This window comes from Arthrobacter sp. PAMC25284 (assembly GCF_019443425.1).
Taxonomy (GTDB): Bacteria; Actinomycetota; Actinomycetes; order Actinomycetales; family Micrococcaceae; genus Arthrobacter; species Arthrobacter oryzae_A.
This window is the reverse complement of record NZ_CP080382.1, coordinates 808,507-829,624: the sequence shown is the minus strand read 5'-3', so window position 1 is coordinate 829,624 and position 21,118 is coordinate 808,507. Positions and strand designations below refer to the sequence as shown.

General features: G+C 62.3%; 19 protein-coding genes and 2 pseudogenes. 11 read left to right on the top strand and 10 right to left on the bottom strand.

The features are described 5' to 3' along the window. Window positions 1-818: 818 nt before the first annotated feature. Together KY499_RS03865 and KY499_RS03860 are read right to left on the bottom strand one after the other, a co-directional pair. Window positions 819-1,040 carry a hypothetical protein gene (locus tag KY499_RS03865; protein WP_123255224.1) on the bottom strand — a complete coding sequence of 74 codons (222 nt, stop codon included), beginning with the start codon at window positions 1,038-1,040 and terminating at the stop codon, window positions 819-821. Window positions 1,041-1,067: 27 nt separating this feature from the next. Further along, a complete protein-coding gene (locus tag KY499_RS03860) occupies window positions 1,068-1,244 on the bottom strand; it encodes a CsbD family protein (protein WP_123255225.1) in 177 nt (58 codons plus the stop codon). Between the two features lie 311 nt (window positions 1,245-1,555). Here KY499_RS03860 and KY499_RS03855 point away from each other — a divergent pair, with 311 nt between their 5' ends. The 4 genes from KY499_RS03855 to KY499_RS03840 all read left to right on the top strand — a co-directional run bounded on the left by KY499_RS03855 (window position 1,556) and on the right by KY499_RS03840 (window position 5,037). Then, complete coding sequence (locus KY499_RS03855; protein ID WP_258190955.1) at window positions 1,556-1,960, top strand: DUF4352 domain-containing protein; 405 nt, start codon at window positions 1,556-1,558, stop codon at window positions 1,958-1,960. Between the two features lie 438 nt (window positions 1,961-2,398). Continuing rightward, window positions 2,399-3,814: a DUF2130 domain-containing protein gene (locus KY499_RS03850; protein WP_219886255.1), complete on the top strand. Its 1,416-nt coding sequence runs from the start codon at window positions 2,399-2,401 to the stop codon at window positions 3,812-3,814. Between the two features lie 49 nt (window positions 3,815-3,863). After that, window positions 3,864-4,094 carry a hypothetical protein gene (locus tag KY499_RS03845; RefSeq protein WP_219886254.1) on the top strand — a complete coding sequence of 77 codons (231 nt, stop codon included), beginning with the start codon at window positions 3,864-3,866 and terminating at the stop codon, window positions 4,092-4,094. Window positions 4,095-4,434: 340 nt separating this feature from the next. Further along, entirely contained in the window at window positions 4,435-5,037 is a 603-nt protein-coding gene (locus tag KY499_RS03840) for a DNA-binding protein (RefSeq protein ID WP_219886253.1), read from the top strand. 116 nt (window positions 5,038-5,153) lie between these two features. Here KY499_RS03840 and KY499_RS03835 read toward each other — a convergent pair whose 3' ends face one another. The 3 genes from KY499_RS03835 to KY499_RS03825 all read right to left on the bottom strand — a co-directional run bounded on the left by KY499_RS03835 (window position 5,154) and on the right by KY499_RS03825 (window position 6,423). After that, on the bottom strand, window positions 5,154-5,510 hold the full coding sequence (locus tag KY499_RS03835) for a ribbon-helix-helix protein, CopG family (RefSeq protein ID WP_123255229.1): 357 nt from the start codon (window positions 5,508-5,510) through the stop codon (window positions 5,154-5,156). Beyond that, on the bottom strand, window positions 5,507-5,785 hold the full coding sequence (locus KY499_RS03830; RefSeq protein ID WP_219886252.1) for a hypothetical protein: 279 nt from the start codon (window positions 5,783-5,785) through the stop codon (window positions 5,507-5,509). The genes KY499_RS03835 and KY499_RS03830 overlap by 4 nt, the downstream gene beginning before the upstream one ends. A gap of 392 nt (window positions 5,786-6,177) precedes the next feature. Next, window positions 6,178-6,423 (bottom strand): hypothetical protein, encoded by a 246-nt coding sequence (locus tag KY499_RS03825; RefSeq protein ID WP_123255231.1) that lies wholly within the window; start codon window positions 6,421-6,423, stop codon window positions 6,178-6,180. A gap of 582 nt (window positions 6,424-7,005) precedes the next feature. Between KY499_RS03825 and KY499_RS03820 the strand changes: the two are divergent. Together KY499_RS03820 and KY499_RS03815 are read left to right on the top strand one after the other, a co-directional pair. Then, window positions 7,006-8,227 (top strand): annotated as a pseudogene (locus KY499_RS03820) (IS256 family transposase). 45 nt (window positions 8,228-8,272) lie between these two features. Beyond that, on the top strand, window positions 8,273-9,436 hold the full coding sequence (locus tag KY499_RS03815) for an IS110 family transposase (RefSeq protein WP_219886251.1): 1,164 nt from the start codon (window positions 8,273-8,275) through the stop codon (window positions 9,434-9,436). 120 nt (window positions 9,437-9,556) lie between these two features. Here the strand turns inward: KY499_RS03815 and KY499_RS03810 are convergent, their stop codons facing one another. Then, entirely contained in the window at window positions 9,557-9,970 is a 414-nt protein-coding gene (locus tag KY499_RS03810) for a hypothetical protein (RefSeq protein ID WP_219886250.1), read from the bottom strand. A 110-nt stretch (window positions 9,971-10,080) separates the two neighbouring features. Between KY499_RS03810 and KY499_RS03805 the strand changes: the two genes are divergently transcribed. The 3 genes from KY499_RS03805 (at window position 10,081) to KY499_RS03795 (ending at window position 13,897) form a co-directional block, all read left to right on the top strand. Further along, on the top strand, window positions 10,081-11,238 hold the full coding sequence (locus KY499_RS03805) for a DUF6226 family protein (protein ID WP_219886249.1): 1,158 nt from the start codon (window positions 10,081-10,083) through the stop codon (window positions 11,236-11,238). A 495-nt stretch (window positions 11,239-11,733) separates the two neighbouring features. Continuing rightward, entirely contained in the window at window positions 11,734-12,162 is a 429-nt protein-coding gene (locus KY499_RS03800; RefSeq protein WP_219886248.1) for a hypothetical protein, read from the top strand. Window positions 12,163-12,667: 505 nt separating this feature from the next. Beyond that, window positions 12,668-13,897: an IS110 family transposase gene (locus tag KY499_RS03795; protein ID WP_219886247.1), complete on the top strand. Its 1,230-nt coding sequence runs from the start codon at window positions 12,668-12,670 to the stop codon at window positions 13,895-13,897. Window positions 13,898-13,953: 56 nt separating this feature from the next. Here the strand turns inward: KY499_RS03795 and KY499_RS03790 are convergent, their stop codons facing one another. Continuing rightward, entirely contained in the window at window positions 13,954-14,295 is a 342-nt protein-coding gene (locus KY499_RS03790; RefSeq protein ID WP_219886246.1) for a hypothetical protein, read from the bottom strand. Window positions 14,296-14,336: 41 nt separating this feature from the next. Continuing rightward, a complete protein-coding gene (locus KY499_RS03785; protein WP_219886245.1) occupies window positions 14,337-14,681 on the bottom strand; it encodes a PadR family transcriptional regulator in 345 nt (114 codons plus the stop codon). A gap of 200 nt (window positions 14,682-14,881) precedes the next feature. Here KY499_RS03785 and KY499_RS03780 point away from each other — a divergent pair. Beyond that, window positions 14,882-16,226 (top strand): annotated as a pseudogene (locus tag KY499_RS03780) (ParB/RepB/Spo0J family partition protein). A 385-nt stretch (window positions 16,227-16,611) separates the two neighbouring features. On the opposite strand, the gene KY499_RS03775 reads toward KY499_RS03780, so the two are convergent. Together KY499_RS03775 and KY499_RS03770 are read right to left on the bottom strand one after the other, a co-directional pair. After that, window positions 16,612-18,273 (bottom strand): DUF262 domain-containing protein, encoded by a 1,662-nt coding sequence (locus KY499_RS03775; protein WP_219886244.1) that lies wholly within the window; start codon window positions 18,271-18,273, stop codon window positions 16,612-16,614. Between the two features lie 530 nt (window positions 18,274-18,803). Further along, window positions 18,804-19,484: a TIGR02391 family protein gene (locus KY499_RS03770; RefSeq protein ID WP_219886243.1), complete on the bottom strand. Its 681-nt coding sequence runs from the start codon at window positions 19,482-19,484 to the stop codon at window positions 18,804-18,806. Window positions 19,485-20,326: 842 nt separating this feature from the next. On the opposite strand from KY499_RS03770, the gene KY499_RS03765 reads away from it, so the two are divergent. Continuing rightward, window positions 20,327-20,941, top strand: coding sequence for a recombinase family protein (locus KY499_RS03765; protein WP_219886242.1), 615 nt, complete (start codon window positions 20,327-20,329; stop codon window positions 20,939-20,941). Window positions 20,942-21,118 lie beyond the last annotated feature (177 nt).

The window sequence follows — 21,118 nt, the reverse complement described above, 5'->3', positions numbered from 1 at the left end:
TCCTCTGTTCCCCCGTTCCGGCTGAGTCCGGAACCGTCCCACCGCTGCCGGATCCGGCAGCGGAAGGCCTTGGAAAGTACTGTACAACGGTCCCGGCCGCCGCGGGGCCGTGCGGTGCTACGGCGGTAGGGGGTGCGGACGAGACCCCCGTATTCCTTCCGCTGGCATCGACTCGGACTGCTTTCGGACAGGCCCGGTGATCCCGCCTGACGCATGCCAGTTGGCTGCGGGTCAGGTTCGCGTCGATGACGGGTTCAGGGAGTAGCCGGTCCAGTTCCGCGGGTCGTTGAGAGCGCAGGTCCGGCTGCTGCATTGCCGTGCGCTGACCTGCCAGTCGGGCTGCGGGTCAGCCCGGGACCGCTGATCTTTCCAAGTCGGGGCAACCCGGGAACCGCACGCCGGGCAGGGCGGCTCCATATAAGCGCGCCTTTGCGCCTTGTTCATATTTCCCCCCCAATAGACCTGATGGATAAATGCTAAGCGGGTTCGGGTCCTTCGCGGGCCACCCAGAGGCCCCGGGCCATGACGTTTGCGGGTAGGGGATGGGCAGGAGGAATGGTCGCCCCGGTGCTTGCCGCTGGGGCAACCATGGATTTTTGTCAGCCGGCAAGGTGCTCGTCGTTCCCGGGATAGGGTCGGGGCCGGTGCAGGGGTTCGAGCGCCGCTCCGTAGCGACTCCTGTCACGATGCGCGCGGCGCGTTGTGGCGTCCGGGTCTGAAAATGATGCCTGGCGCGACTTGCGGTGCGGATAGCGTGCGGACCCCGCACGCGGTACCGGCCTCCACGCAGAGACGGGCTGCTGGAGGGGCGGGGAGGGTCAGGGATTTGCGGGCGTTTCGGGGTTTCCGGAGTCCCGGCTTTTGTGCCGGGCCTCGCGCAGATGTTGGGCAAGTTTCTCTTCTGCATCCGTGCGGCGCCTGCCCACTTCGCGTATCTGCTGTGTGGTGAGGATTTCGTGATGGAGACTGTGCCCGGCATGACCGGCCGGGACCGGGCTGTTGACCCGGCGGCCGGAAACCGGATTCCTTGGTTCGCTCATGGGCGCGTCGTCCGCAGGTCTTCCGGATCAGTGTTTTTTGAAGGCGTCTTTGACTTTTTCGCCGGCCTGCTTCAGGTCGGCTTTGACTTGGTGGCGTTTGCCCTCGGTCTTTAACCGGTCGTTTCCGGTGGCATCTCCGGCGGTTTCCTTGCCCTTGCCGTGGAGTTTCTCCGAAGCGTTGTGGATCTTATCACCCAAGCCCATGGTGCGTGCTCCTTATTAGGCCGCCCCGCCGGCGTGACTGCCGCAGGGTCCGACAGTTCCATTGTACGGAGGAACCCGCCAAAAGATCAGGATGCGATCCTGGTCCGCCAGGGGCGGTGCCGGCCTTCGGAAGGCCCCGCTGACTGGCTGGCTGCGAGTAAATGTCGGCGCACGGAACGGAGAGAGAAACGCGGCTCTGTCATGGTGTTATCTGCGCGGGTGATCGGAGGTTTCCGGTTCCGTGGCGGCCGAGAGGGTTTCCTTCGGCAGCGGGGTCCTGGCTCCAGGCCCAGTCTTTTGAGGCGGCTTTGATGTCCCCTGCCTCCGGCCCGTCGATTGGGGCACCGTTCAGCGTCAAGATGGGCAACGGCGACATCGCGAAGATCACGATCGTCTCTGCCGTGCGAACGGACGCTGTTTCCACGACGGCATTCGCCACCGCGGCGAAGAACGGCAGCTACTTGTTGTTGGACGTCCTCTGGGAAACAGAATCGGGTAAGACCAGCTCCAATCCGTTCTACTTCACTGCCAAGGACGCTGATGGGCGCAAAGCCGATCTGAGCCTCTTCGCGGACAATCAGCTTGGCTCTGGCGACGTTCTGCCGGGTGACAAGACTCGCGGATTCATTGCTTTCGATATTGCGCCCGGTGCTTCGACTGTGATGATCTCCACCCCGCTGATGCAGGAAGCCGCACGGATCCAGATCCCCGGGTAAACCAGATGGGACTGCTGAAGATTTGCTTGACAAGCCGACAGCTAAGCCTTCAACAGCCCCCGAGACATCACCAATATCTGCGCCGAACGTCGGCTTGTGTCCGGTAAAGGATTGCCCATCACATCGGGGGCGGAGCGGAGCAAGTTTCTCGACAGACATGTACATCAACTGTTAGACATCTCTCGGGAGGACTCCGGCCGCGCGAACGCAAGGCGCAACGGTGCCACCCTGGGGGATAGTTTGGGGGTCAATGACTTACGGGCAACTCTGCGCCGCGCCGTAACAAGCCCAGCACGCTGCTGTTCGCTTCGGCGGTCGGTTCGCATGCCGCCACGCCGGAGACCGGCGTATCTCGACAATTCTTCTCCCTCTGAAAGACCAGAGGGGCACACAAGTGCGGCCGTTCGAGGCCGACATAGCCTGATTGGGGTTCCAGCTATGCATGAAATCAAGTGCCCGCACTGCGGACAGACATTCACTATCGATGAGGCCGGCTACGCCGACATCGTCAAGCAGGTTCGCGATGCCGAGTTCGAACAGCAGCTCCACGAGCGGCTCGAGCTGGCCGAGCAAGACAAGGCCACGGCTCTCGAACTCGCGGAGACGAAGGCCGCCAGTGAACTTCAGAAGACTGCGGCGGCCAAGGATGCCGCGATCCAGGAGCTGAAGGCGAAGCTCGATGCCCGTGAGGTCACACAGAAGCTCGCTGTAGCAGAGGCGCTGAGTGCCGTCGAAAAGGAGCGCGACGCGCTCGTGAACGAGCTCGAACAGACGAAGCAGGAGAAACAGTCATCGGCGGAGCTGGCCGAAGCGAAGCTCGTCAACGAACTTCAGAAGGCCGCCTCGACGAAGGACACCGCGATCCAAGACCTCACGGCGAAGCTCGAGGCTATTGAGATCGTGCAGAGACTTGCGATCACCGAGGCAGTCAGCACCGTCGAAAAGGAGCGGGACGAATTCAAGAGTGGTCTCGAACGAGCCGAGCTTGCGAAGCAGCTCGGGGAGGCGTCTCTGAAGGACAAGTACGAAACCCAGATCAAGGACCGTGAAGAACAGATTGAGCGACTGCGGGACCTGAAGGCGAAGCTGTCGACCAAGATGGTCGGTGAAACTCTTGAACAGCACTGCGAAATCGAGTTCAACCGCATCCGTGCCACAGCCTTCCCACTCTCCTATTTCGAGAAGGACAACGATGCCCGGGCCGGTAGCAAGGGCGACTATATATTCCGCGACTCCGATAGTGCTGGTACTGAGATTGTCTCGATCATGTTCGAGATGAAGAACGAGAACGACGGCACCGCGACAAAGCACAAGAACGAAGATTTCCTGAAGGAGCTGGACAAAGACCGCACCGAGAAGGGGTGCGAGTACGCCGTGCTGGTCTCACTGCTCGAGCCCGACAGCGAGCTCTACAACACTGGGATCGTTGACGTCTCTCACCGCTATCCGAAAATGTACGTCATCCGGCCGCAGTTCTTCATCCAGTTGATCGCGCTGCTGCGGAACGCCGCGATGAACTCGCTCAAGTACAAGACCGAGCTCGCGCTGGTTAAGGCGCAGAACCTCGATATCACGAACTTCGAGCAGCAGATCGATGACTTCAAGGACGCGTTCGGCCGCAACTGGCGGCTCGCCTCCGACGGTTTCGTGGAGGCGATCAAGCGCATCGACGAAGCGATCAAAGACTTGGAGAAGACGAAAGAGGCGCTGCACAAGTCGGCCAACAACCTGCGGCTTGCGAACGCCAAGGCCGAAGACCTCACGATTAGGAAGCTCACACGAGGCAACGCGACAATGGCCGCCAGGTTTGTCGAGCTGGAGCAGGCCAAGACGGCCGAGTGGGAAGTCAACTGATGATGCGTCTTCTGGTTGGGCAGTCCCGTCCTCGTAGCTTGGGTTCAGGATGTTATTCAATGCGTTCCTGAAACTTGTCGGTGTTGAGGACTGGGTCTTTCTGGGCCGTGTGTCAGCCCAGGACCAGTACCAGGGGTCGGCGATAGCCGACCGGATGATCGCGGCATATCTGCTGGAGCACGAGGATGCGGTGGACGAGCGGGCCGAGCTGCGGGGAAAGGACTCAGGGACCGTGTATATCTCGTGGACTCCTGTGCGCGACGAGTCCGCCGAAGCGTGACGCCCTAGGAAGCGGAAGCCGTCAGTCGTCCCCCATGACTGGCGGCTTCTTTCGTGCGCCTGCTGGCACCAGGGCCTCCACGGAAGCTCCGACGACGCCCCCTTGGCTGGCACCCGTCACAGGACCCGTTCTCGGCGTCGTTGAGGCCGGCGAGGCGTCATTCAAGTTTCGCGTGGTCCAAGCTTTGCGCTGCCGGCCCGTCGTAGGTCGCAGCTATTTCAGCCGGGACCGGTGGCGGCGTCATCCGAACCGGCGCTATACGGAGCCAAAAATGGGTAGTAGTAGGAGTAGTATCAATACTACTCCTACTACTTCTGATGGATTGGAGAGGTGCTTTTTGATGACGTTGAGCGTGAAAGACCGCGTCTATGCCGCGGCCGAGCAGATCAGTGCCGAGCGCCGGCCCACCGTGTCGACGGTCCGCGCGGCGGCCGGCGTGAGCAACGCCGACGCCACCCGGTATCTGAAGGAATGGACCGAGGAAAAGCAGGCCGCGGGCGGGAAGGTCGCAGCCGCGCCGCCGACTCTGCTGGAGCAGGCGGCACGCCTGGCCGGTGCCTGCTGGGCAGAAGCATCCGCCCTGGCCGCTGAACGCCACGCGGCCGCGGAGGCAGCCTGGGCGCAGGAACGAAAAGACAAGGATCTTGAGATCGCCGAGCTCGTCGCCGACCTGGACCAGGCCAGCGCCGAGAAGGATGCCGCCGCGGCGGGGCATGCCGAGGAACTTGAACGCCTTCAGGCGCAGCGGGACGCGTTGGAGCGCCAGCTTGCCGTGATCGGTAAGCAGCTGGAGGATTCACGGGAGTCCGAGCGGGCTGCTGCCAAGGAGGCCGCGGACGCTTCCCGGAAGCTGGCGACGGCCGAAGTGCGCGCCACCACCCTTGAACAGGTACACAACGCCCTGCTCCAGCGCGTTTCCCCGGAGACGAAGAATGCCCGGTAGCCAAAAGGATTTAGATCCGTCTCGTCGTACATCCAGGAACCGGCGCGAATTAGATCAGGGCTGCAGTCAAGGCTGTCGGGACCCTTGAGGGGTACACGTCAATCACCTGCCTGCCGTCAGGAGGCTTTGGCAAGGTATTGGGCCAGCGCTTCTCGGAGGATTTCGCTGGGCTTGCGGTGCTCCATTTCGGACCGGGCGAGCAGTTGCGCGTCCATGTCCTTCGGGAGCCGGATGGTCCGGGACGGGGACGTTCCCTTGCTGCTCAGGGACGGCTTGCCCACGGCTCTTTTTACCGCCTCGGGGGAACCCAGGGCTGCTTCCAGGAGGGCGCGGCCGGCACCTGGCCCGGACGCCTTGCTGATGCGGGCGTCCGGGCCGATATCGGCGGTCTCCGCCCATTCCCCCAAGGCATGGAAGCGGGCCTGTTCCTCCAGGCTCAGGTCCTGGCCGCCCTTGGCCTTCTTCTCACTCATTCCGTTGTTCCTCTCTCGGCAATGTCGAGTATCTTCCGCCTCGCCTCCATCACGTGGAAGACCAGGATGTCGTTGGGCGGTGTAATGACCGCCATGACTTCGAGAATCATCCGGCGGTCCCGGGAAGGGCCGATAAACAGATCCGGACGTACGCCCGATTCCACACGCGGCTCATCGAACTGCTCAACGTGGTAGATCTGGTTCAGGATCGCATTCAACGCATCCTCACGGGCAATTCCATGCTTTTCTGCGCTATCCGCCCACCTGATCGCCATATGAATATTGTCTCACAAAAATAGGAGTATTGCAAGACAATATTAGGGGTTGCCTCACCGGTCCGGGCGAGAGCGACTGCCCACAGGCAGTCCCGCAGTCAGTTCCCCCAGGGCCAGCCCGGGGTTGTGCACAGTGTGGACAGCTTTGAGCTGTTCTGAGGGCTCCACCTGACCACAATGGGCACAACCCCGGGGACCAAACTCGGTTTCCGCTGCGCTCCACCCAGGGAAGCGGGCCTGCGCTTCGCTCCGGCCGGTAAAACCCTGTTTTTGCCGTACATGGGGCCGGGTTTTTCTCCGTACAAGACCACTGATCGTAGCCGGTCGGGGGCCCGAGCAGTCAACCCACGCGTGCACCCATGGCCGCCTGTCCGGCCGGGCCTGCCCTTTCCTCATGTCCGTGCTTGTTCGGAAACCTTGCGCCACAACAGGAAAGCTGCCAGGGCATTCAGAACGGTGATGAAGATATCGCCCGCCGACGGCCGGCCGATGACGAGATCGACGCCCACCAGCACCAGCGATCCTGCTGCGGCGACCGTGAATATCACGGCCAGGAATCTCAGGATCCGCGGAGACTCCATCCCAGCACCGTGCGGCGCACGGTGTGGGCGGCCGGAATGCGGTGGCTGATCACTCATGGCCTCACCCTACTTAGGAGGAAGGGCATGCTCGCAGCGCTCACCCCTATTTGGGCGTCCGCTGGCGCGGCCGGCTGTTGGGTCCAGTGTCTCCGTCGCAGGGCTCCGGATGCCCTGGTCCTTTTCTTTCGTCTGCGATGTTTTTGTGTTGCTGTCCTTATGTTGTTGACGGGTAGTTTTCCGTGGCCGTTGTAGGGTCGTGGCTACCCGGGGGAGGCGGGTATGGCTTTGTTGCTGTGGCCGGACGGATTTCCGTGACGGCTCCGAAGGATTGGCCGCCCGCACTCTCCGCGATGACCCGACCGCTGATTGAGAGACGCGACATGATCGCCGGATAAGGACACGACGGCGCGGTTATCTGCCGGGATCCACCCGTACGACAGACTGGAGGCTGTTTTGGCGAAATTGTGGGCCGGTATCGATGCCGGCAAAGCCCATCATCACTGCGTCGTGAGCTGAGGGTGTTTCATTGAGTGTGTAAGGGTCCGGTCTCTAACTAGGGTGTGACCTGCGGTTTCACCCCTGAAAGGACGGGCCCCCTTGGCCGAAATCAGTACGACCACCAACCCCCTAGAAGGCGTTTTGAGCGCCGACCAGATCGATGCGCTCGTCACGGCTGCGGAGGACCTCGGAGAGGGCCGCAACGGTGTTGAGGAGCTCCTCTCCCGAATGACCCGGGCGGTCCTGGAACGGGCGCTGGAAACCGAGATGAGTGACCACCTCGGCTACGAGTCCGGAGATCCCGCAGGGCAGGGCACGGGCAACTCCCGCAACGGCAAGACCACCAAGAGCGTTCAGACTCTCCAGGGACCGGTGCAAGTCACCGTGCCGCGGGACCGGAACAGCTCCTTCGAGCCCGTCATCGTGCCCAAACGGGCCCCGCCGGCTGGGCAAGGTTGAGGACATGATCCTGTCCCTGTACTCCCGGGGAATGAGCACCCGGGACATCGGCTCCCACCTCGATGAGATCTATGGGACCAAGGTCTCAGCCGCGACAATTTCGAGGGTGACCGACGTGATCGCCGACGAGGTCGCCCAGTGGCAGAACCGGCCGCTCGAATCGGTGTATCCGATCGTCCATATCGACGCTATCTGGCTGAAAATCCGCGACGGCGGCGTCGTGGTGAACAAGGCCTGCCACGTGGCCGTCGGCGTGGACGTGGAGGGCCGCAAGCAGGTCCTGGGCCTGTGGCTGGGCACCAGCGAAGGAGCGAAGTTCTGGGCCAACGTGCTGACCGAAATCCGTAACCGCGGAGCGATCGACATCCTGATCCTGTGCTGTGACGGGCTCACCGGGCTGCCGGCAGCGGTGAACAGCATCTACCCGCAGACCGTGGTGCAGACCTGCGTCGTGCACCTGCTGCGCTCGGCCATGAAATACGCCTCCTACGGCGCCCGCAAAGCCATGGCCCGGGACATGCGCCCGATCTACACCGCACCGACCGTGCAGGCCGCCGGGCTGGCGATGGAGGCCTTCGCGGAGACCTGGCAGAGCACAGCTCCCGGGGCGGTGCTGGCGTGGCGGAACGCTTGGGAGGACTTCACCCCGTTCCTGGCCTTCACCCCGGAGATCCGCAAAGTCATCTACACCACGAACCAGATCGAATCGATCAACTACCAACTACGGAAGATCACCAAAACCAGAGGCTCATTTCCCTCCGACGAGGCCGCGATCAAGCTGGTCTACCTCGGGATCCGGAACATCGAGACCACCCGCGGCGGCGAGCTCGGAACCGGCACCCAAGGCTGGCACCAGGCCCTGAACGCTTTCGCCGTTCAATTCCCCAACCGACTTCCGATCTGACCACCCGGCAGACCGGATAACCGACCGGTCCCTTACACAGAAAACTTGACACCCCCCGTGATCGACGCCGAGGGAACCCGTCTGCTCTCGCAGAAAATCCCCAACGACGAACCCGCCCTGCTCGAACTCATCGCCACCGTCCTCACACTCGCCGACGGCGACGAGGTGGTCTGGGCGACGGACCTGAACCACGGCGGACCGGCGCTGCTGATCGCCATCCTCGTCGCCCACGGCCAAAACATCCTCTACATCCCGGGCCGGACGGTGCACCACGCCTCCAAAATTTACCGCGGGGAAGGAAAAACGGACGCCAAAGACGCCGCCGTGATAGCTGACCAGGCCAGGATGCGCCGGGATCCGCAGCCGCTGCGGGCAGGGGACGAGATCAGCACCGGGCTGCGGCTCCTCACCGCACGCCGGGCCGACAAATCCGCGGACCGGGTCCGGGCGATCAACCGCCTCCAGGCCCATCTGCTCGAGTACTTCCCGGCGCTGGAGCGGGCTTTCGACTACAGCCGCTCCAAGGCGGCCCTGTTGCTGCTGACCAAGCACCGGACTCCGGACGGGATCCGCCGCACCGGCCAGACACGGCTCCAGGCGTGGCTGAAGAAACACGGGGCCCGCTCCTCCGCCAAGGTCGCCCAGGCCGCCATGGACGCAGCGAAATCCCAGCACACCACCGTCCCGGCCCAGCACCTCGGGGAACTGATCGTCGCCGCCCTCGCCCGGGAAATCATCACCCTGAACAAGGAACTGGCCGAGCTCGACGCCCTGATCGGCGAGAAGGTCACCGAACACCGGCACACACAAGCCCTGCTGAGCATGCCCGGCTTCGGACCCGTCCTCGCCGCGGAGTTCCTCGGCGCCACCGGCGGAGACCTCACGGTCTTTGAAACCCCGGACCGGTTCGCCGGCGTTGCCGGACTCGCCCCCGCACCCCGGGACTCCGGCAGGATCACCGGCAACCACCACCGGCCCCGGCGCTACGACCGCAGGCTCCTGCGGGTCTTCTACCTCTCCGGCCTCTCGGCCCTGAAATCCTGCCCCGCCTCCCGGAGGTACTACGACCGCAAACGCACCGAAGGCAAAACCCACATCCAGGCGATGCTCTCCCTGGCCCGCCGCCGCCTGAACGTCCTCTGGGCCATGCTCCGCGACGGCACCACCTACAGCACGGCTCCGGCGCGGGCGCTGCGCATGGCTGCCTGACAAGCAGACTCGGGGCTGCGGCGACCGCGATCATCCGAGGTGCGTGAAATGCGCGGAAACGCACCCGTCAGGGGCTGTCATCCTCTGACTCTGCTACGGGACGGTGAGGGATTCCCGGGGCTACCGGCGTGAGGTGAGGACGTTGTCATGGACCTTGGTCCAGCCCTCTGACTGCCATCTGTCGGTGTCGGTGCCGTCAGTGACGAGGACGGCCGATAGGCCTGTGGCGTTGGTGACTGTGACGACCTCACCGCCGCGGGCAAAGCTCCCGCAACCCGCGATCCACAACGAATCCTTGGCCTCCGGAACAATAACCAGACACGCCTCATGTGAGTCCTTGTTTTGGGCGGCGAAGTACTTCACCCCGTCTTGCGAAGCAAGGAGGCGGGCGCTTTCGGCTTGAACGTCCGTTCCTTCGAAAGTGAAGCCTTCCGGCACGTTGTCGTCTGCGGTTGCCTGGCGGTTCAAGGCTTGGAATCCTGCCGGTGCGGTGCACCCGGCGAGCAGGATTGCTGCGCCGAACGCTGCGGTCATTAGTGGAATTGTGTGACGATTCATGGCGCTGCCCCCTCAGGCTGTCGTTGTTCAGAGGCTACACCAGCCCGGTCAGGGTGCCAGGCGGCCCCTTGGCCTAGGATCGCGGTATGGGGACGAAAGAGGGTTTCTTCGAAGGGGAACCGGCCGGCATGCCGACGCCGGTATCACGCAGCAGTGCCCTCTACCGGGAAGAACCGGGCGCTGCGGCGGTGGTCAGGCACGTCGAAGGCTATGCCCCCTTCGTTGATTTCTGTGCGGCCCGCGGCGTGCCCCCCGATGCCCTGGCCTCGGATCCTGAACGGCTCATTTTGTTCCTGCGCACGGTCGGCTCTCAGCTGGACAACGACAGCACGCTGCGTGCCGCGGCGGCCGTCTTCGCCGGGAACACCATTGCCGGGCTGCGGCCGGACGCGCAGTGGACGGCCTACGAAGGAAGGTCTGCGACGGTGGGGAACCGGCAGATGCAGTTCGAAATCGACCGCCTGCTCGAGGGTCTGGGCAGCGCGGACGACGAATCGGTTCGTGGGCTAGTTTCCGTGCTGTCGGAATGGGCCCGGGAAGAGCTGGATGACGCGCCGAAAATGCCGCCCCTCCCGGTATCCCCGACTCCCGGGCAGCCCCGCTACGTCCGGCCGCATCTGCCAGCGGCCAGCTACTACTCCCGCGAAGGGGAGCCCATTCCTTACGGCCGGCAATGGGGCACTGACGGGCCGGACCCGGATTCCTACAGCGTCGACAGCCACCCCGAGCGTTTCGCCGGGCTTCATATCGTCGCACGTGTCTTGATCGATTATCTGGCCGCCGTTTACGATGTGGACGTCCAAGAGGATCCCGTCCACGCCGGGGAACTGCTACGGGAGGCCAAGAACGCCGTGCGCGCGGTTAGGCTCACACCGCGGGGTTCCGGTGCAGCGGCACTGACGTTTGTGCTGACCGGCTATCCGGGAGTCACGATCCACGCCGGAGTGCTGCATGACTTCCCCTTCCCGGTATGCGGGTGTGATGCCTGCGACGAAACGGCCGAGTCAACAGCGGACCGGATGGAGATGCTGGTCCTCACGGTCGCGGCCGGCGGATACAGCGAACGCTACCCGGTGGGCGGCCGGCGGTGGAGCGAATACACACTGACCGCCGTCGACGGTTCCGGCTCTGAAAGCGGACAAGGCGAACCCGGCCCCGCCGCCGCTGCCCGCCTCGAGACCGCGGAGATCCGGCTACGGGAAATCGACGGCGGGTGGCGCCCCTGGCCGCTGCGCCGGAACTGAACCTGAAACCCCCGGCGAGCCGAGCAGCAACGCCGTAGACCCGGCAGTATCCCGGCGATGTCATCCAATTTGGCAAGAACAGGCCCCTCTTCCTCGGAAGAGTGCTCTCCCGGAGCCCAAGTTTCGCAAAAGTCACGCATACGCCGATGAGCCTTCCTACTTCTTATCGGGCTCCGGAATAAGAGAACGAAACGGGCCTCGCTGCGCTCGGACAGTACAAGCATTCTTCTATTCTTTTTTGCTGCTGTCCGTTGGATCCTACGTGCCCGCTCCACCGGCTCAACCGTCCTGCGGACGGCCGCGCAGCGGATGCCTTGGGTCGGCGCTGCGCTTATTTCCTCCCACAACCCCTCAGCTGCTTGCCCTTTTGGGTTGCCCCGGCTCCGACGGGCACAGCTACGCGGTGCTCCGCCAGCAGGCAAAAAACATGGTGGGGAGAGGGAAGCCGGTACGCCAGGCACCTGCCCCCGCCCGAGCGAAACGGAGCACCACCTCATGAACACAGAAACCATGACCCGCACGGTCACGACCGATACCGCCGAAGCGGTCAACGCCCCGGCCCTTCCCGCCGATGACCGGGCAGGGGACGGGTACGACTGGATGGACACCCTCGAAGGCACCGCCTGGTCCGCGCTGCCGAACTGGGGCAGCGAGGGATGGGATGCCGGATCCTGGCCCTACATCATCCTCGCTGTCGCCCGCACCCGCGACCGGGGCGGGGACCTGTTCGGCTACGGCACCTACGTCGAGGGCGACACCGCCGCGCACTGGTTCCGGACCCCGGACGCCTGCTTCGAAGCGATCACCGCGGAGGTGTTCTTCCACTGGGCCTCCGGCCAGTCCGACGGCCCGGACAACCGTCCCGCCACAGCCGCCGGGCTGCCGGAGCAGGACCGGAAGCCCTACCCCGGCTGGACGGCCTAGAAGCGCTCGGGTGTCCCGGCCTCCACCGGCCGGGACACCCGAACAGCACTGCAAATATCCGTTGACAACATCATTGAGATTCCTCCGGATTCTAGGCGTCCGCTCCACCCCGTCTAGCCCCTCCTTCGTCGGGGGCCTGCGGTGCAGGAAATGTCCCTCCGGCGCTCCTACGTCGCTGATTTCCTTGAGGGAATTTCCTGCACCTTGCCCTGCGGGTAGACAGGGCTCCGTCGGCCGCCGAGCAAGCGAGCTTGCCAGCAACCAAAAAACGGTAATACTGGAACCGGTCTTGGGCCGGTGTGACTCCCCAAAAAACTGACGTGCCTCCGGGCGCTGTCTTCCTGTTGATCTGTCCGCCGGCTCAAGGTCCGCCAAAGGGTGTGGAGCCAGGCGGACATGACTTCATAGGAGCCTGATTCGACCAGTCCCATTACCGTTCTGTCTGCCCACCTGGCCCGCGCCCCATTCAATCAGCCATTGAACTCGACTGGAGGCAACTTCCATCTTGGCAACCGAAATTAGCGTCATCGCCGGTATCGACACCCACGCCGACACACACCACGTGGCCGTGATCAACGAACACGGCAAGCCTCTTGCGGACAGGGAATTCCTGGCCGTCGGCTCCGGATACCGGAAGATCGTGGAGTTCATCACCAGCTACGGCACGGTCACCGCCGTAGGAGTCGAAGGAACAGGCTCGTACGGGGCCGAAATTGTTAGAGCCCTGCGCGGTGAGGGTCTGTCTGTGCTGGAGGTGAACCGCCCGAACCGGGCCGCGCGTCGGCTGAAGGGCAAATCTGACCCGATGGACGCCTTCCAGGCCGCTCAATCGGTACTCAACGGCCGGGCCGCGGCGATCCCGAAGGCCAAAGACGGTCCCGTTGAATGCCTGCGTATCCTGCGTGCAGGACGCACCTCGGCAGTGAAGGCCCGTACCGCGGCCATCAATCAGATCAAGGGCCTTCTCGTGTCGGCTCCGGACAACCTCCGGGCGAAATACCGGGGGCTGGGAACCTCGGCGATGATCACGGCCCTGCAGCGCTGCAGACCTTCGGGCCATATTGCCGACCCCGAGTACGTGTGCCTGCTGACGTTGAAGGCCCTGGCCACCCGTTGCCAGTCCCTCACGGCAGAAGTAGCTGCCGCGGACGCCGCGCTCCGGGAAATCCTGGATACCTACGCGCCGATGCTCTGTGACCTTCCAGGTGTCGGAACGGAAGTAGCCAGCCAGCTCCTGGTCACCGTTGGGGACAACCCGGACCGTCTGGGGGACGAGGCCCAGTTCGCTGCCCTCGTCGGGGTCGCGCCCATACCCGCGTCCTCGGGCAAAACGACCCGTCACCGGCTCAGCAGGGGCGGTGACCGCAATGCCAACCGTGCCCTGCATCAGGTGGTACTGGTGCGTATGGGTTCGTGCCAGCGGACCAAAGACTACGTGCTCAAGCGCACTGCGGAGGGCAAGAGCAAACGAGAAACAATGCGGTGTCTCAAACGCTACGCAGCCCGGGAACTCTACCGCCAGATCACCAACCCTCAGCCGGCACCAAGCAACGCCGACCTACGCCAGATGCGCACCAAGCTCGGTCTCACTATTACGACCGCTGCCCGCGAGCTCGGTCATTGGCCTTCCAAAATTTCCAGTCTGGAACGAGGCCTTGTCCGCAACGATGCCCTTGCCACGAGTTACCGCCAATGGCTAACCGAGCAATCAGCCGACCGAGAGGTTTTGATTTAGACAGGCCCGATTGAATAGCCACGGCACTCACGATTGTGCCGTCGCGGCTTGGGTACCTAGCGGGCGCGGGAGCTCCGCACTGGCTGGAAGTAATCGGTCATGAATCCGGCCAGTACACCGGCGAGGATCAGCACCAAGCCCGGCAGGAGCGTGATCGGGCCGACGTACTCACGAACGTCAATTCTGAAAGACATCAGTAGGACCGTGACGAGAATGTAAGCGAGAGCCAATGCTGCCCCGATGATCGTGATGGTGTGTCCACGTGTCCGCCTCTTCTTCTTGGGGAACTGCTTCGCGTACTCCTCGGCTGTGCCGAACTCAGCTTCCGCGGCAGTCCCTGTAGCAGCCTCATGCGCCCGCACTTCTGCGAGTGCTTCCGCGATCTCGGGTTCGGACACCCCTCGGGTTCTGAGGTTAAAGGTTAGGTGCCGCTGGTAGCTCATGGTCGTTCCTGTCGGGTCGTACGGATCTCGGTGAGGGCCTGGCTCATTCGGCGCCAGGCTGTTGCCGTGCGCTCCAGTTCCCGGCGGCCCTGCTCGGTGAGTGTGAACTGCTTGCGGCCCGGACCTGCATGGTCGTGCTGCCACGTGTGCTCGACGAAGCCCTGGTCTTCGAGTCTCTTCAGGAGGGGGTACAGCGTTCCGCCCTTAAGACGGCTGAAGCCGTACAGCCGGAGGACCTCGGCGATGGCGTAGCCATGGCTTTCGCCGTGGTTGAGCACCGCGAGCACTGCCTGCGGGAGCGCCGCACGGGTCAGCTCCTGGTCAAGGTCGATGGGATCCACAGATAGATAGTGCCACTAAGTAGATTGCTGCGCAACACAACAGGAAGTCAGGCATTGCTTCGCGTGCCTACCGCGCTCTTCGGAAATACCACTGCCATGATTTGACGCCTATAGGAGCATCAACGGGGGAGAAGGGGGAGCTGGCCGGTCACCTGGGCCGCCCCACCCACCCCACTTCTCGGACAAGAAGGAGCAACACCATGAACGCCACACCCACCCTTGACATGCTCGACCCGGCCACCCTGACCGTGGACATCAACGTCCGCAAAGACGCCGCACTGACCCCGGATTTCATTGCCAGCATCAAGGAGCACGGCGTGATGGAACCGGTCATCGCCCACCGCACGGACGACGGGACGGTGCATGTCCTGATGGGACAGCGCCGCACCCGCGCCGCCGTCGAAGCCGGACGCGCGGTGATCCCGGTGATGATCATCGAGTCCCCCGAGGAAGCCGAACGGATCGTGACCCAGGTCGTGGAGAACATCCAGCGCGCCGGACTGACCGAAGCGGACGAGGCCGACGCCTACCATCAGCTGTCCCTGATCGGTGTCTCGGCCGCCGCGATCGCCAAGAAAACCGGGCGCACCAGGACCACCGTGGAAGGGGCACTGAAAGCGAAGTCTTCGAACGCCGGGGGCCGCGGCCCTGGGTAAGGGATACACCATCTTTGAAGCGCTCATCATGACGGAGTTTGAAGGGAACCAGGACGCCACGGAGGAGTTGGAGTCCGTCATCAGGGACGAACCCGATCAGCTCCTGCACGTCGCGCAACTGCTCCGGGACCGCCGCGACCGCGCCGCGGCCCTCGCGGCCCTCATCGCCGGACTCGAGGCCGACGGCAAGGTCATCGTGGAGGACGCCGGGCACTACGCGACGGAGGAGAACCTGTTCGTCTCGGCCGCGAAGCGGGCCGACGGGGAACCGGCCACCGACGCGGACGCGAACGCCTACCTGATCAGCACCGACTACCGGGGCCAGCACAACGCCAACCCCGTCATCACCGGCTGGAAGGACCTGGGCTTCACCCCGAAGTACGAACGCTACGACGGCGGCGCCCAGGCCCAGAAGGGCCCGATGACCGAGGAACAGAAAGCCGAGAGGAAGACCCTGATAGCCAATAACCGCGAGATGGACAGTGCCACCAAGGTCAGGCGTGACTTCGTGAAGACCCTGCTCTCGCGGAAGACCGCGCCGAAGGGCTGGCAGTACTTCACCGTCCACGCCATCACCCACGACCCCGAAACCGCCAGCGGCTACGACGGCAAGGTCGCCGCCGAGATGATCGGCGCCAGGACCGGGGAGGACACCGACCGGTGGGGCTGGAACCCGTTGCGGGACCACACCGCGAAAACAGCGGCCCGGCCCGAGTTCTCCCTCATCGCCCTGATCTGCGCCGGGTACGAGAAGACCCTCCAGAAAGACTCCTGGCGGTCCGCCGAGAAACGGCACTTCCACTACCTGCACCAACTCACCCAATGGGGATACACCGCCAGTGCCGTGGAAAAAATCATTCTCGACAAACACACCACCGACACCGAATAATGTCAGATGGGCCGGGCAGCTGATCCCCCAATACAGCCGCCCGGCCCTACCATTCGCAGGGCGCGGAACCTGCCGTACGCCGGGCGGTCCGCCGCCCAGGGGCGAACCCCAGCAGCCACTCACCAGCGACGGACCGCCATAAACCGCGACCACGCACCAACACCCCATCACCCCCGCGGGGCCACGAACAACGAGGTACCCAGCCCGCGGCAGCATCACAAACCATTCAGCTAAGCTGAACCACATATTTCCTTTGCAGAGGGAAAACCCAGGCAGGGCCGGCTCGCGCTGGCCCTGCCGCCTTTCGTTCAGAGAACAGCCAATTGGTGCAGGTGGCGCCGGTACAGCGATGACGACGGTCCGAAGAGCGCGGGCAACGCGACTATTACTTTGGCCAAGCCTTGGCTGCGAGGCCGGCCAACATGGCCGATCGAGCTTCAGCCTCAGTGAATCCCCACGTCCCGCCGTTTTCACTTAACAGCCGCGTCAGCGCAAACACGGATTGGGCGTAAGTTGAGACCTTTTGCTCGAAGGACTTGTCTTCGAGGCCCCCATTCAGGGTTCGCTCCAGCAAGGTTAGGTTCTGGAGCTGATCCCTCAACAGCGAGAATCTCTCGAAGTCTTCATCATTCTCGAAGCCGGCACGCTTAGTGGACTTGGCGAATATGTGTTCCACCGTCACGCTCTTGCTGCTCCAGTCCGGCATTGCATCCGTTTGTTCCTGAAGGTCCGTGAGGTACTGACGTTCTAGGCGTGCGAGCAAGTACTTGGCTCGCGTAGTTGTCACTGACCCGTAACCTGTGAACGCCTGCCTAAAGGTTGCGTCGTCCGGTACGAGGTCTTTCATGTAAAGACGGACATCGCCTACTGACTTGGCTTTCTTGTCGGCCACGGCCTCAGCAGCCAGGCAAAACGCGCGTTCAGCTACACCGCCGCCCAGGGTTCCCGCCATCCATGATCGAACTGACCATGACGCGACCACGTCAACGAAACGCGTGGCATCAGTGTGCGACCAGGTTGCGAATGCGGCGAGTAGTAGCGGCATGCTTGCTTCAAATCCGAAGCGACGAAATGCCAGCAGGGAATCTTTCACCTCTATGGCTTGGGCTGACCAAGAAGCGTCATCAGGTTCGCGGAGAGCTACGTACCTCTGAAGCGCCGTTTCCGCCCCCTCGAGGTAGCGGCGGACGGCAGCCGTTCCGCCCCTAACATCTGCCTGCAGGGCTTTGTATAGCCCACGGTTGGTCACGTGCCCCTTTCGGGACATGTACTCGTACCTCAGGAACTTTACGAAGTCCTCTGGTTTGTCGAAACGGGCCGAAAGCCTTGTCCATGTGCTTTGAGCGTGACCAATGCCCTGGTTCCCGGCTTGGCTGAACAGGAAGTTTTTCAGAAGATCTGCCGTGGTCAGGTCTTCCCCTCGGTCGTTGAGCGTCTCGAAGATCACGTAAGCCTCAGGTAGCCCCGTCGCTACGGCAAGTAATACCTGAACGTCATTGTCGAGATAAGCCACCAAGTCGATTAGCGAACGATAATCCTCTTCTCCTGGCGCTAGGGCATCAACTCGCTCCTTGAGCAGGGCATAGGCGCCGCCGACCAGATTGTTTTTTGAACCGATTGGCTCCTGCGCCAGCAAAGCACTGAATGATGGATGATCATCGGGGCTCAATATAAGCTTCGCGACAGTCTGTTCTTCACGAAGCACGTAATCACTCAGATGCGTGTCTTCGACGGATTGAGCAGCTCGCTCTTGCCCTAGTTCTCTCAGTCTGTCTCGTATGGCGATGAAGAGAATGGCAGTGGTGGTCATCCTCTGCTGTCCGTCAATGATGAGTTTTCTGCCATCGTCTCCAGGGGAGTCAGCCAGCACAACTGTGCCCATGAAGTAGGAGTTTGAGGCTTCCCTCGCTCGCGCAATGTCAGTCCAGTACTCCAAGACGTGGCTGTCCTGCCACGAGAAGCGTCGTTGGAACTCAGGAACCTCGAGTAAAAGGTCGGATAAGAGATGACCGAGCCGGTCGTGGTCAAACTGTGCTGGATCTGCCATGAAGTCAGCCTAAGGCCTATGTGGGCTTTCGATTATCCCAAGCGGCGCACGTCTAAAACGATCGTTTCCGCAGGTCGCACGGCAGGGTCGGCTGGCGCTATACATCCGATGTGGAGAGTTTCAATGACGCTCCCTAGGTCTTCCAAGCCCAAAGGAAAAGGCACGGAACCACTGGTTCCGTGCCTTTTCGTACACACGAGGGTGTGTCACAGGAGACAGCCGCTCTACCAACTGAGCTACGCTCCCATGATCGTGGAAGCGAGGGGACTCGAACCCCCGACGCACTGTTTTGTGAGCAACTGAGTCATGAACTTGGGAACTTTCTTCCTTGCCCGATACACCCAATCTTACCACGATGTCAAGTCTTTGTCAAGTTGCCGTTACTAACACGTGAAAATCTCTTTGCACGTCAAGATCCCTGCGCGCGACTGTCAGAAACGACCCCTATTGCCGGTTTTTGAGTGCACAGGACGACTTCAGCCTCGTAATGTCTGTGGCGGATAGGTGCCGCGACTCTCACCGTGCGTCAGTTACTCAGAACCAGGTTCGATTCGCTTTAGGACTCGAAGCAGTAGATCTGCCAAGAGGATTACTTCGGCAGCCAGAGTAGCGTCGTCATAGCTCACACGCCGGTGGCTAGAAGGATTCTTGAAAAGCCCAATCGCGCCGGCAAAAAGGTTCATTTGAGCTATTGATTCACCCCTGTGGAGTGAATTTCGCCAGAGTGGTCCACCCTCGCGGAAAGCTTGGTTCATGAGATCGACACCTAGCTTGTCGTCGGGTAGTCCTGCGGTGCGCCGGACAGCAACTTCTACTTCTTTCATCGCCGCGAAGGCCGCTATATCGAAATCGCCGCGTAGGAACTGAGGGCGCGCCTGATATTCCAGCTCAGGCGTCAGGTCCACGTCGAGCCGTTCCACTGCTCGCAGATATGGCAGGCCGATCTCAAGCGCCTCATGTCCGCGGCGCGTGACCATGACTGCATGTGGGCTGGTCTGACCGGGGTCCTTAGCAACAAGAACCTTTGAATGAAGCCACTGCCACGCTTCGGCCAGGGCTGCATCTCCTGGTGAGCCGCTACGCAACTCCCTAGTTTCACGCATGCCAAGCATCCAGTTGCGCCAGTCCCAGGTACTGGTGCGAACGGCATCTGCTAAGACTGCCAACGCGAGCTCATCGAGGGAGACAGATACTATCTCCGATTCCGTCATATTCCTTATATCCACAGCAACCTCACTATCTAGAATGAGCACACTGTAGCCGGAACACACGAATGGTTAGCGCCAGGATCCGGTGCGTATGAGTAGCGGGCTATGTCAGGGGCAAGTGCCAGCGCCCGGCAGCTCAAAACTCGGCTCCGGAATCAATCTTGGTCAGAACGCTGGACTGGGCGTTTTTGACCACCCTATGCGAGCACGTGGGGATGATCCGCTCGTACTACGGTCGCCGCCGGGAGGAGCTAAAGACGCCGGCTATGTCCTGAAAGCCCTTCGTCTTTCCCGTCTTGGCAAGCACGGCCAGGCAAAGAATAAACGGCATCAATCGTTTTGCGCACTCGACGACGGCTAGGCCGAGGGATAGGGACAGTATTTCGTGGGTCATGGGAGCTCCTGCTTTCAGCTTTGAATAGGTGGTTGCCTAGTGCCGCCGTGAAGCAAGAAGTTCGCTGAAGGTGGCCTCGGGCTCCGATCTCGCTTCGGAAGGGCCCCTTCAGTAGTTACCTTGAGCGTTCAGGTCGCGGGCCTGCCACGATGCTCAGCCCCCTAGGAAGGCCACCAATAAGTAATCTGCTACGGGCCCTAGGTCGGTATGCCCTAACAGTGATTCGATCCTGCCATAACGACAGCGGTTGTGTCAGTAGCGCCATGTCAGCGCCCCCGTGTGACTTTCAGAAGCCGCGTGCGCACTTCACGCGCATCCTGTCACATACATAGAAACAGTGACCCTTTGCATGACTTAGAATAAATGACTGGTTAAGTGACACATTTTGATTTCAGCCCGGTTCGGAATCACGCTGTCACTTAAACGAACGTATAAATGACAGGATGGAACCATGCTGGTCGGATACATGCGCGTCTCGAAGGCCGACGGGTCCCAGAGCACGGACCTGCAGCGCGATGCGCTGCAGGCTGCCGGCGTCGGTGCGGGGCAGTTGTATGAGGACAAGGTCTCCGGGAAGAAGGATGATCGGCCGGAACTGGCTGCCTGCCTGAAGGCGTTGCGCGATAATGAGGACACCCTGGTGGTGTGGAAACTCGACCGGCTCGGCAGGGACCTGCGGCATCTGGTCAACATCGTCCACGACCTGACCGAACGCGGCATCGGATTGAAGGTCCTCACCGGCCAAGGCGCCGCAATCGACACCACCACCGCCTCCGGGAAGCTGGTCTTCGGGATCTTCGCCGCCCTCGCCGAGTTCGAACGCGAACTGATTTCCGAACGCACCCTCGCCGGCCTCGCCTCCGCCCGCGCCCGCGGACGCAACGGCGGTCGCCCCTACAAAATGACCCCGGCAAAGCTCCGTCTTGCCATGGCCTCGATGGGCAAGCCCTGCACCAAAGTCAGCGATCTTTGTGTCGAACTTGGCATCAGCCGCCAGACCCTTTACCGGCACGTCTCACCCACCGGGGAACTGCGACCCGACGGTGACAGACTCCTTTCACGGTAGGCGCGCGGGGTGGGCACTGAGCTGAACATTGGTGGACAGGAGCACCGCAACGAGAAGACCCGGGTGACCCTAACTGCAAACGGAACCGGACTCACGGAGCCACTCGGCGGGAGGCGCGTTTGGCCGACGTCAAGTGCTCTGTCATGTGCTCGACGAGATCTAGAGGATCCGGCAGGC

Excerpts from the sequence above, each read along its gene's own strand:
- KY499_RS03865 (WP_123255224.1), bottom strand. The coding sequence starts at position 1,040 with ATGAGCGAACCAAGGAATCCGGTTTCCGGCCGCCGGGTCAACAGCCCG.
- KY499_RS03860 (WP_123255225.1), bottom strand. The coding sequence starts at position 1,244 with ATGGGCTTGGGTGATAAGATCCACAACGCTTCGGAGAAACTCCACGGC.
- KY499_RS03855 (WP_258190955.1), top strand. The coding sequence starts at position 1,556 with ATGTCCCCTGCCTCCGGCCCGTCGATTGGGGCACCGTTCAGCGTCAAG.
- KY499_RS03850 (WP_219886255.1), top strand. The coding sequence starts at position 2,399 with ATGCATGAAATCAAGTGCCCGCACTGCGGACAGACATTCACTATCGAT.
- KY499_RS03845 (WP_219886254.1), top strand. The coding sequence starts at position 3,864 with ATGTTATTCAATGCGTTCCTGAAACTTGTCGGTGTTGAGGACTGGGTC.
- KY499_RS03840 (WP_219886253.1), top strand. The coding sequence starts at position 4,435 with ATGACGTTGAGCGTGAAAGACCGCGTCTATGCCGCGGCCGAGCAGATC.
- KY499_RS03835 (WP_123255229.1), bottom strand. The coding sequence starts at position 5,510 with ATGAGTGAGAAGAAGGCCAAGGGCGGCCAGGACCTGAGCCTGGAGGAA.
- KY499_RS03830 (WP_219886252.1), bottom strand. The coding sequence starts at position 5,785 with ATGGCGATCAGGTGGGCGGATAGCGCAGAAAAGCATGGAATTGCCCGT.
- KY499_RS03825 (WP_123255231.1), bottom strand. The coding sequence starts at position 6,423 with ATGAGTGATCAGCCACCGCATTCCGGCCGCCCACACCGTGCGCCGCAC.
- KY499_RS03810 (WP_219886250.1), bottom strand. The coding sequence starts at position 9,970 with ATGACCGCAGCGTTCGGCGCAGCAATCCTGCTCGCCGGGTGCACCGCA.
- KY499_RS03805 (WP_219886249.1), top strand. The coding sequence starts at position 10,081 with ATGGGGACGAAAGAGGGTTTCTTCGAAGGGGAACCGGCCGGCATGCCG.
- KY499_RS03800 (WP_219886248.1), top strand. The coding sequence starts at position 11,734 with ATGAACACAGAAACCATGACCCGCACGGTCACGACCGATACCGCCGAA.
- KY499_RS03775 (WP_219886244.1), bottom strand. The coding sequence starts at position 18,273 with ATGGCAGATCCAGCACAGTTTGACCACGACCGGCTCGGTCATCTCTTA.
- KY499_RS03770 (WP_219886243.1), bottom strand. The coding sequence starts at position 19,484 with ATGACGGAATCGGAGATAGTATCTGTCTCCCTCGATGAGCTCGCGTTG.
- KY499_RS03765 (WP_219886242.1), top strand. The coding sequence starts at position 20,327 with ATGCTGGTCGGATACATGCGCGTCTCGAAGGCCGACGGGTCCCAGAGC.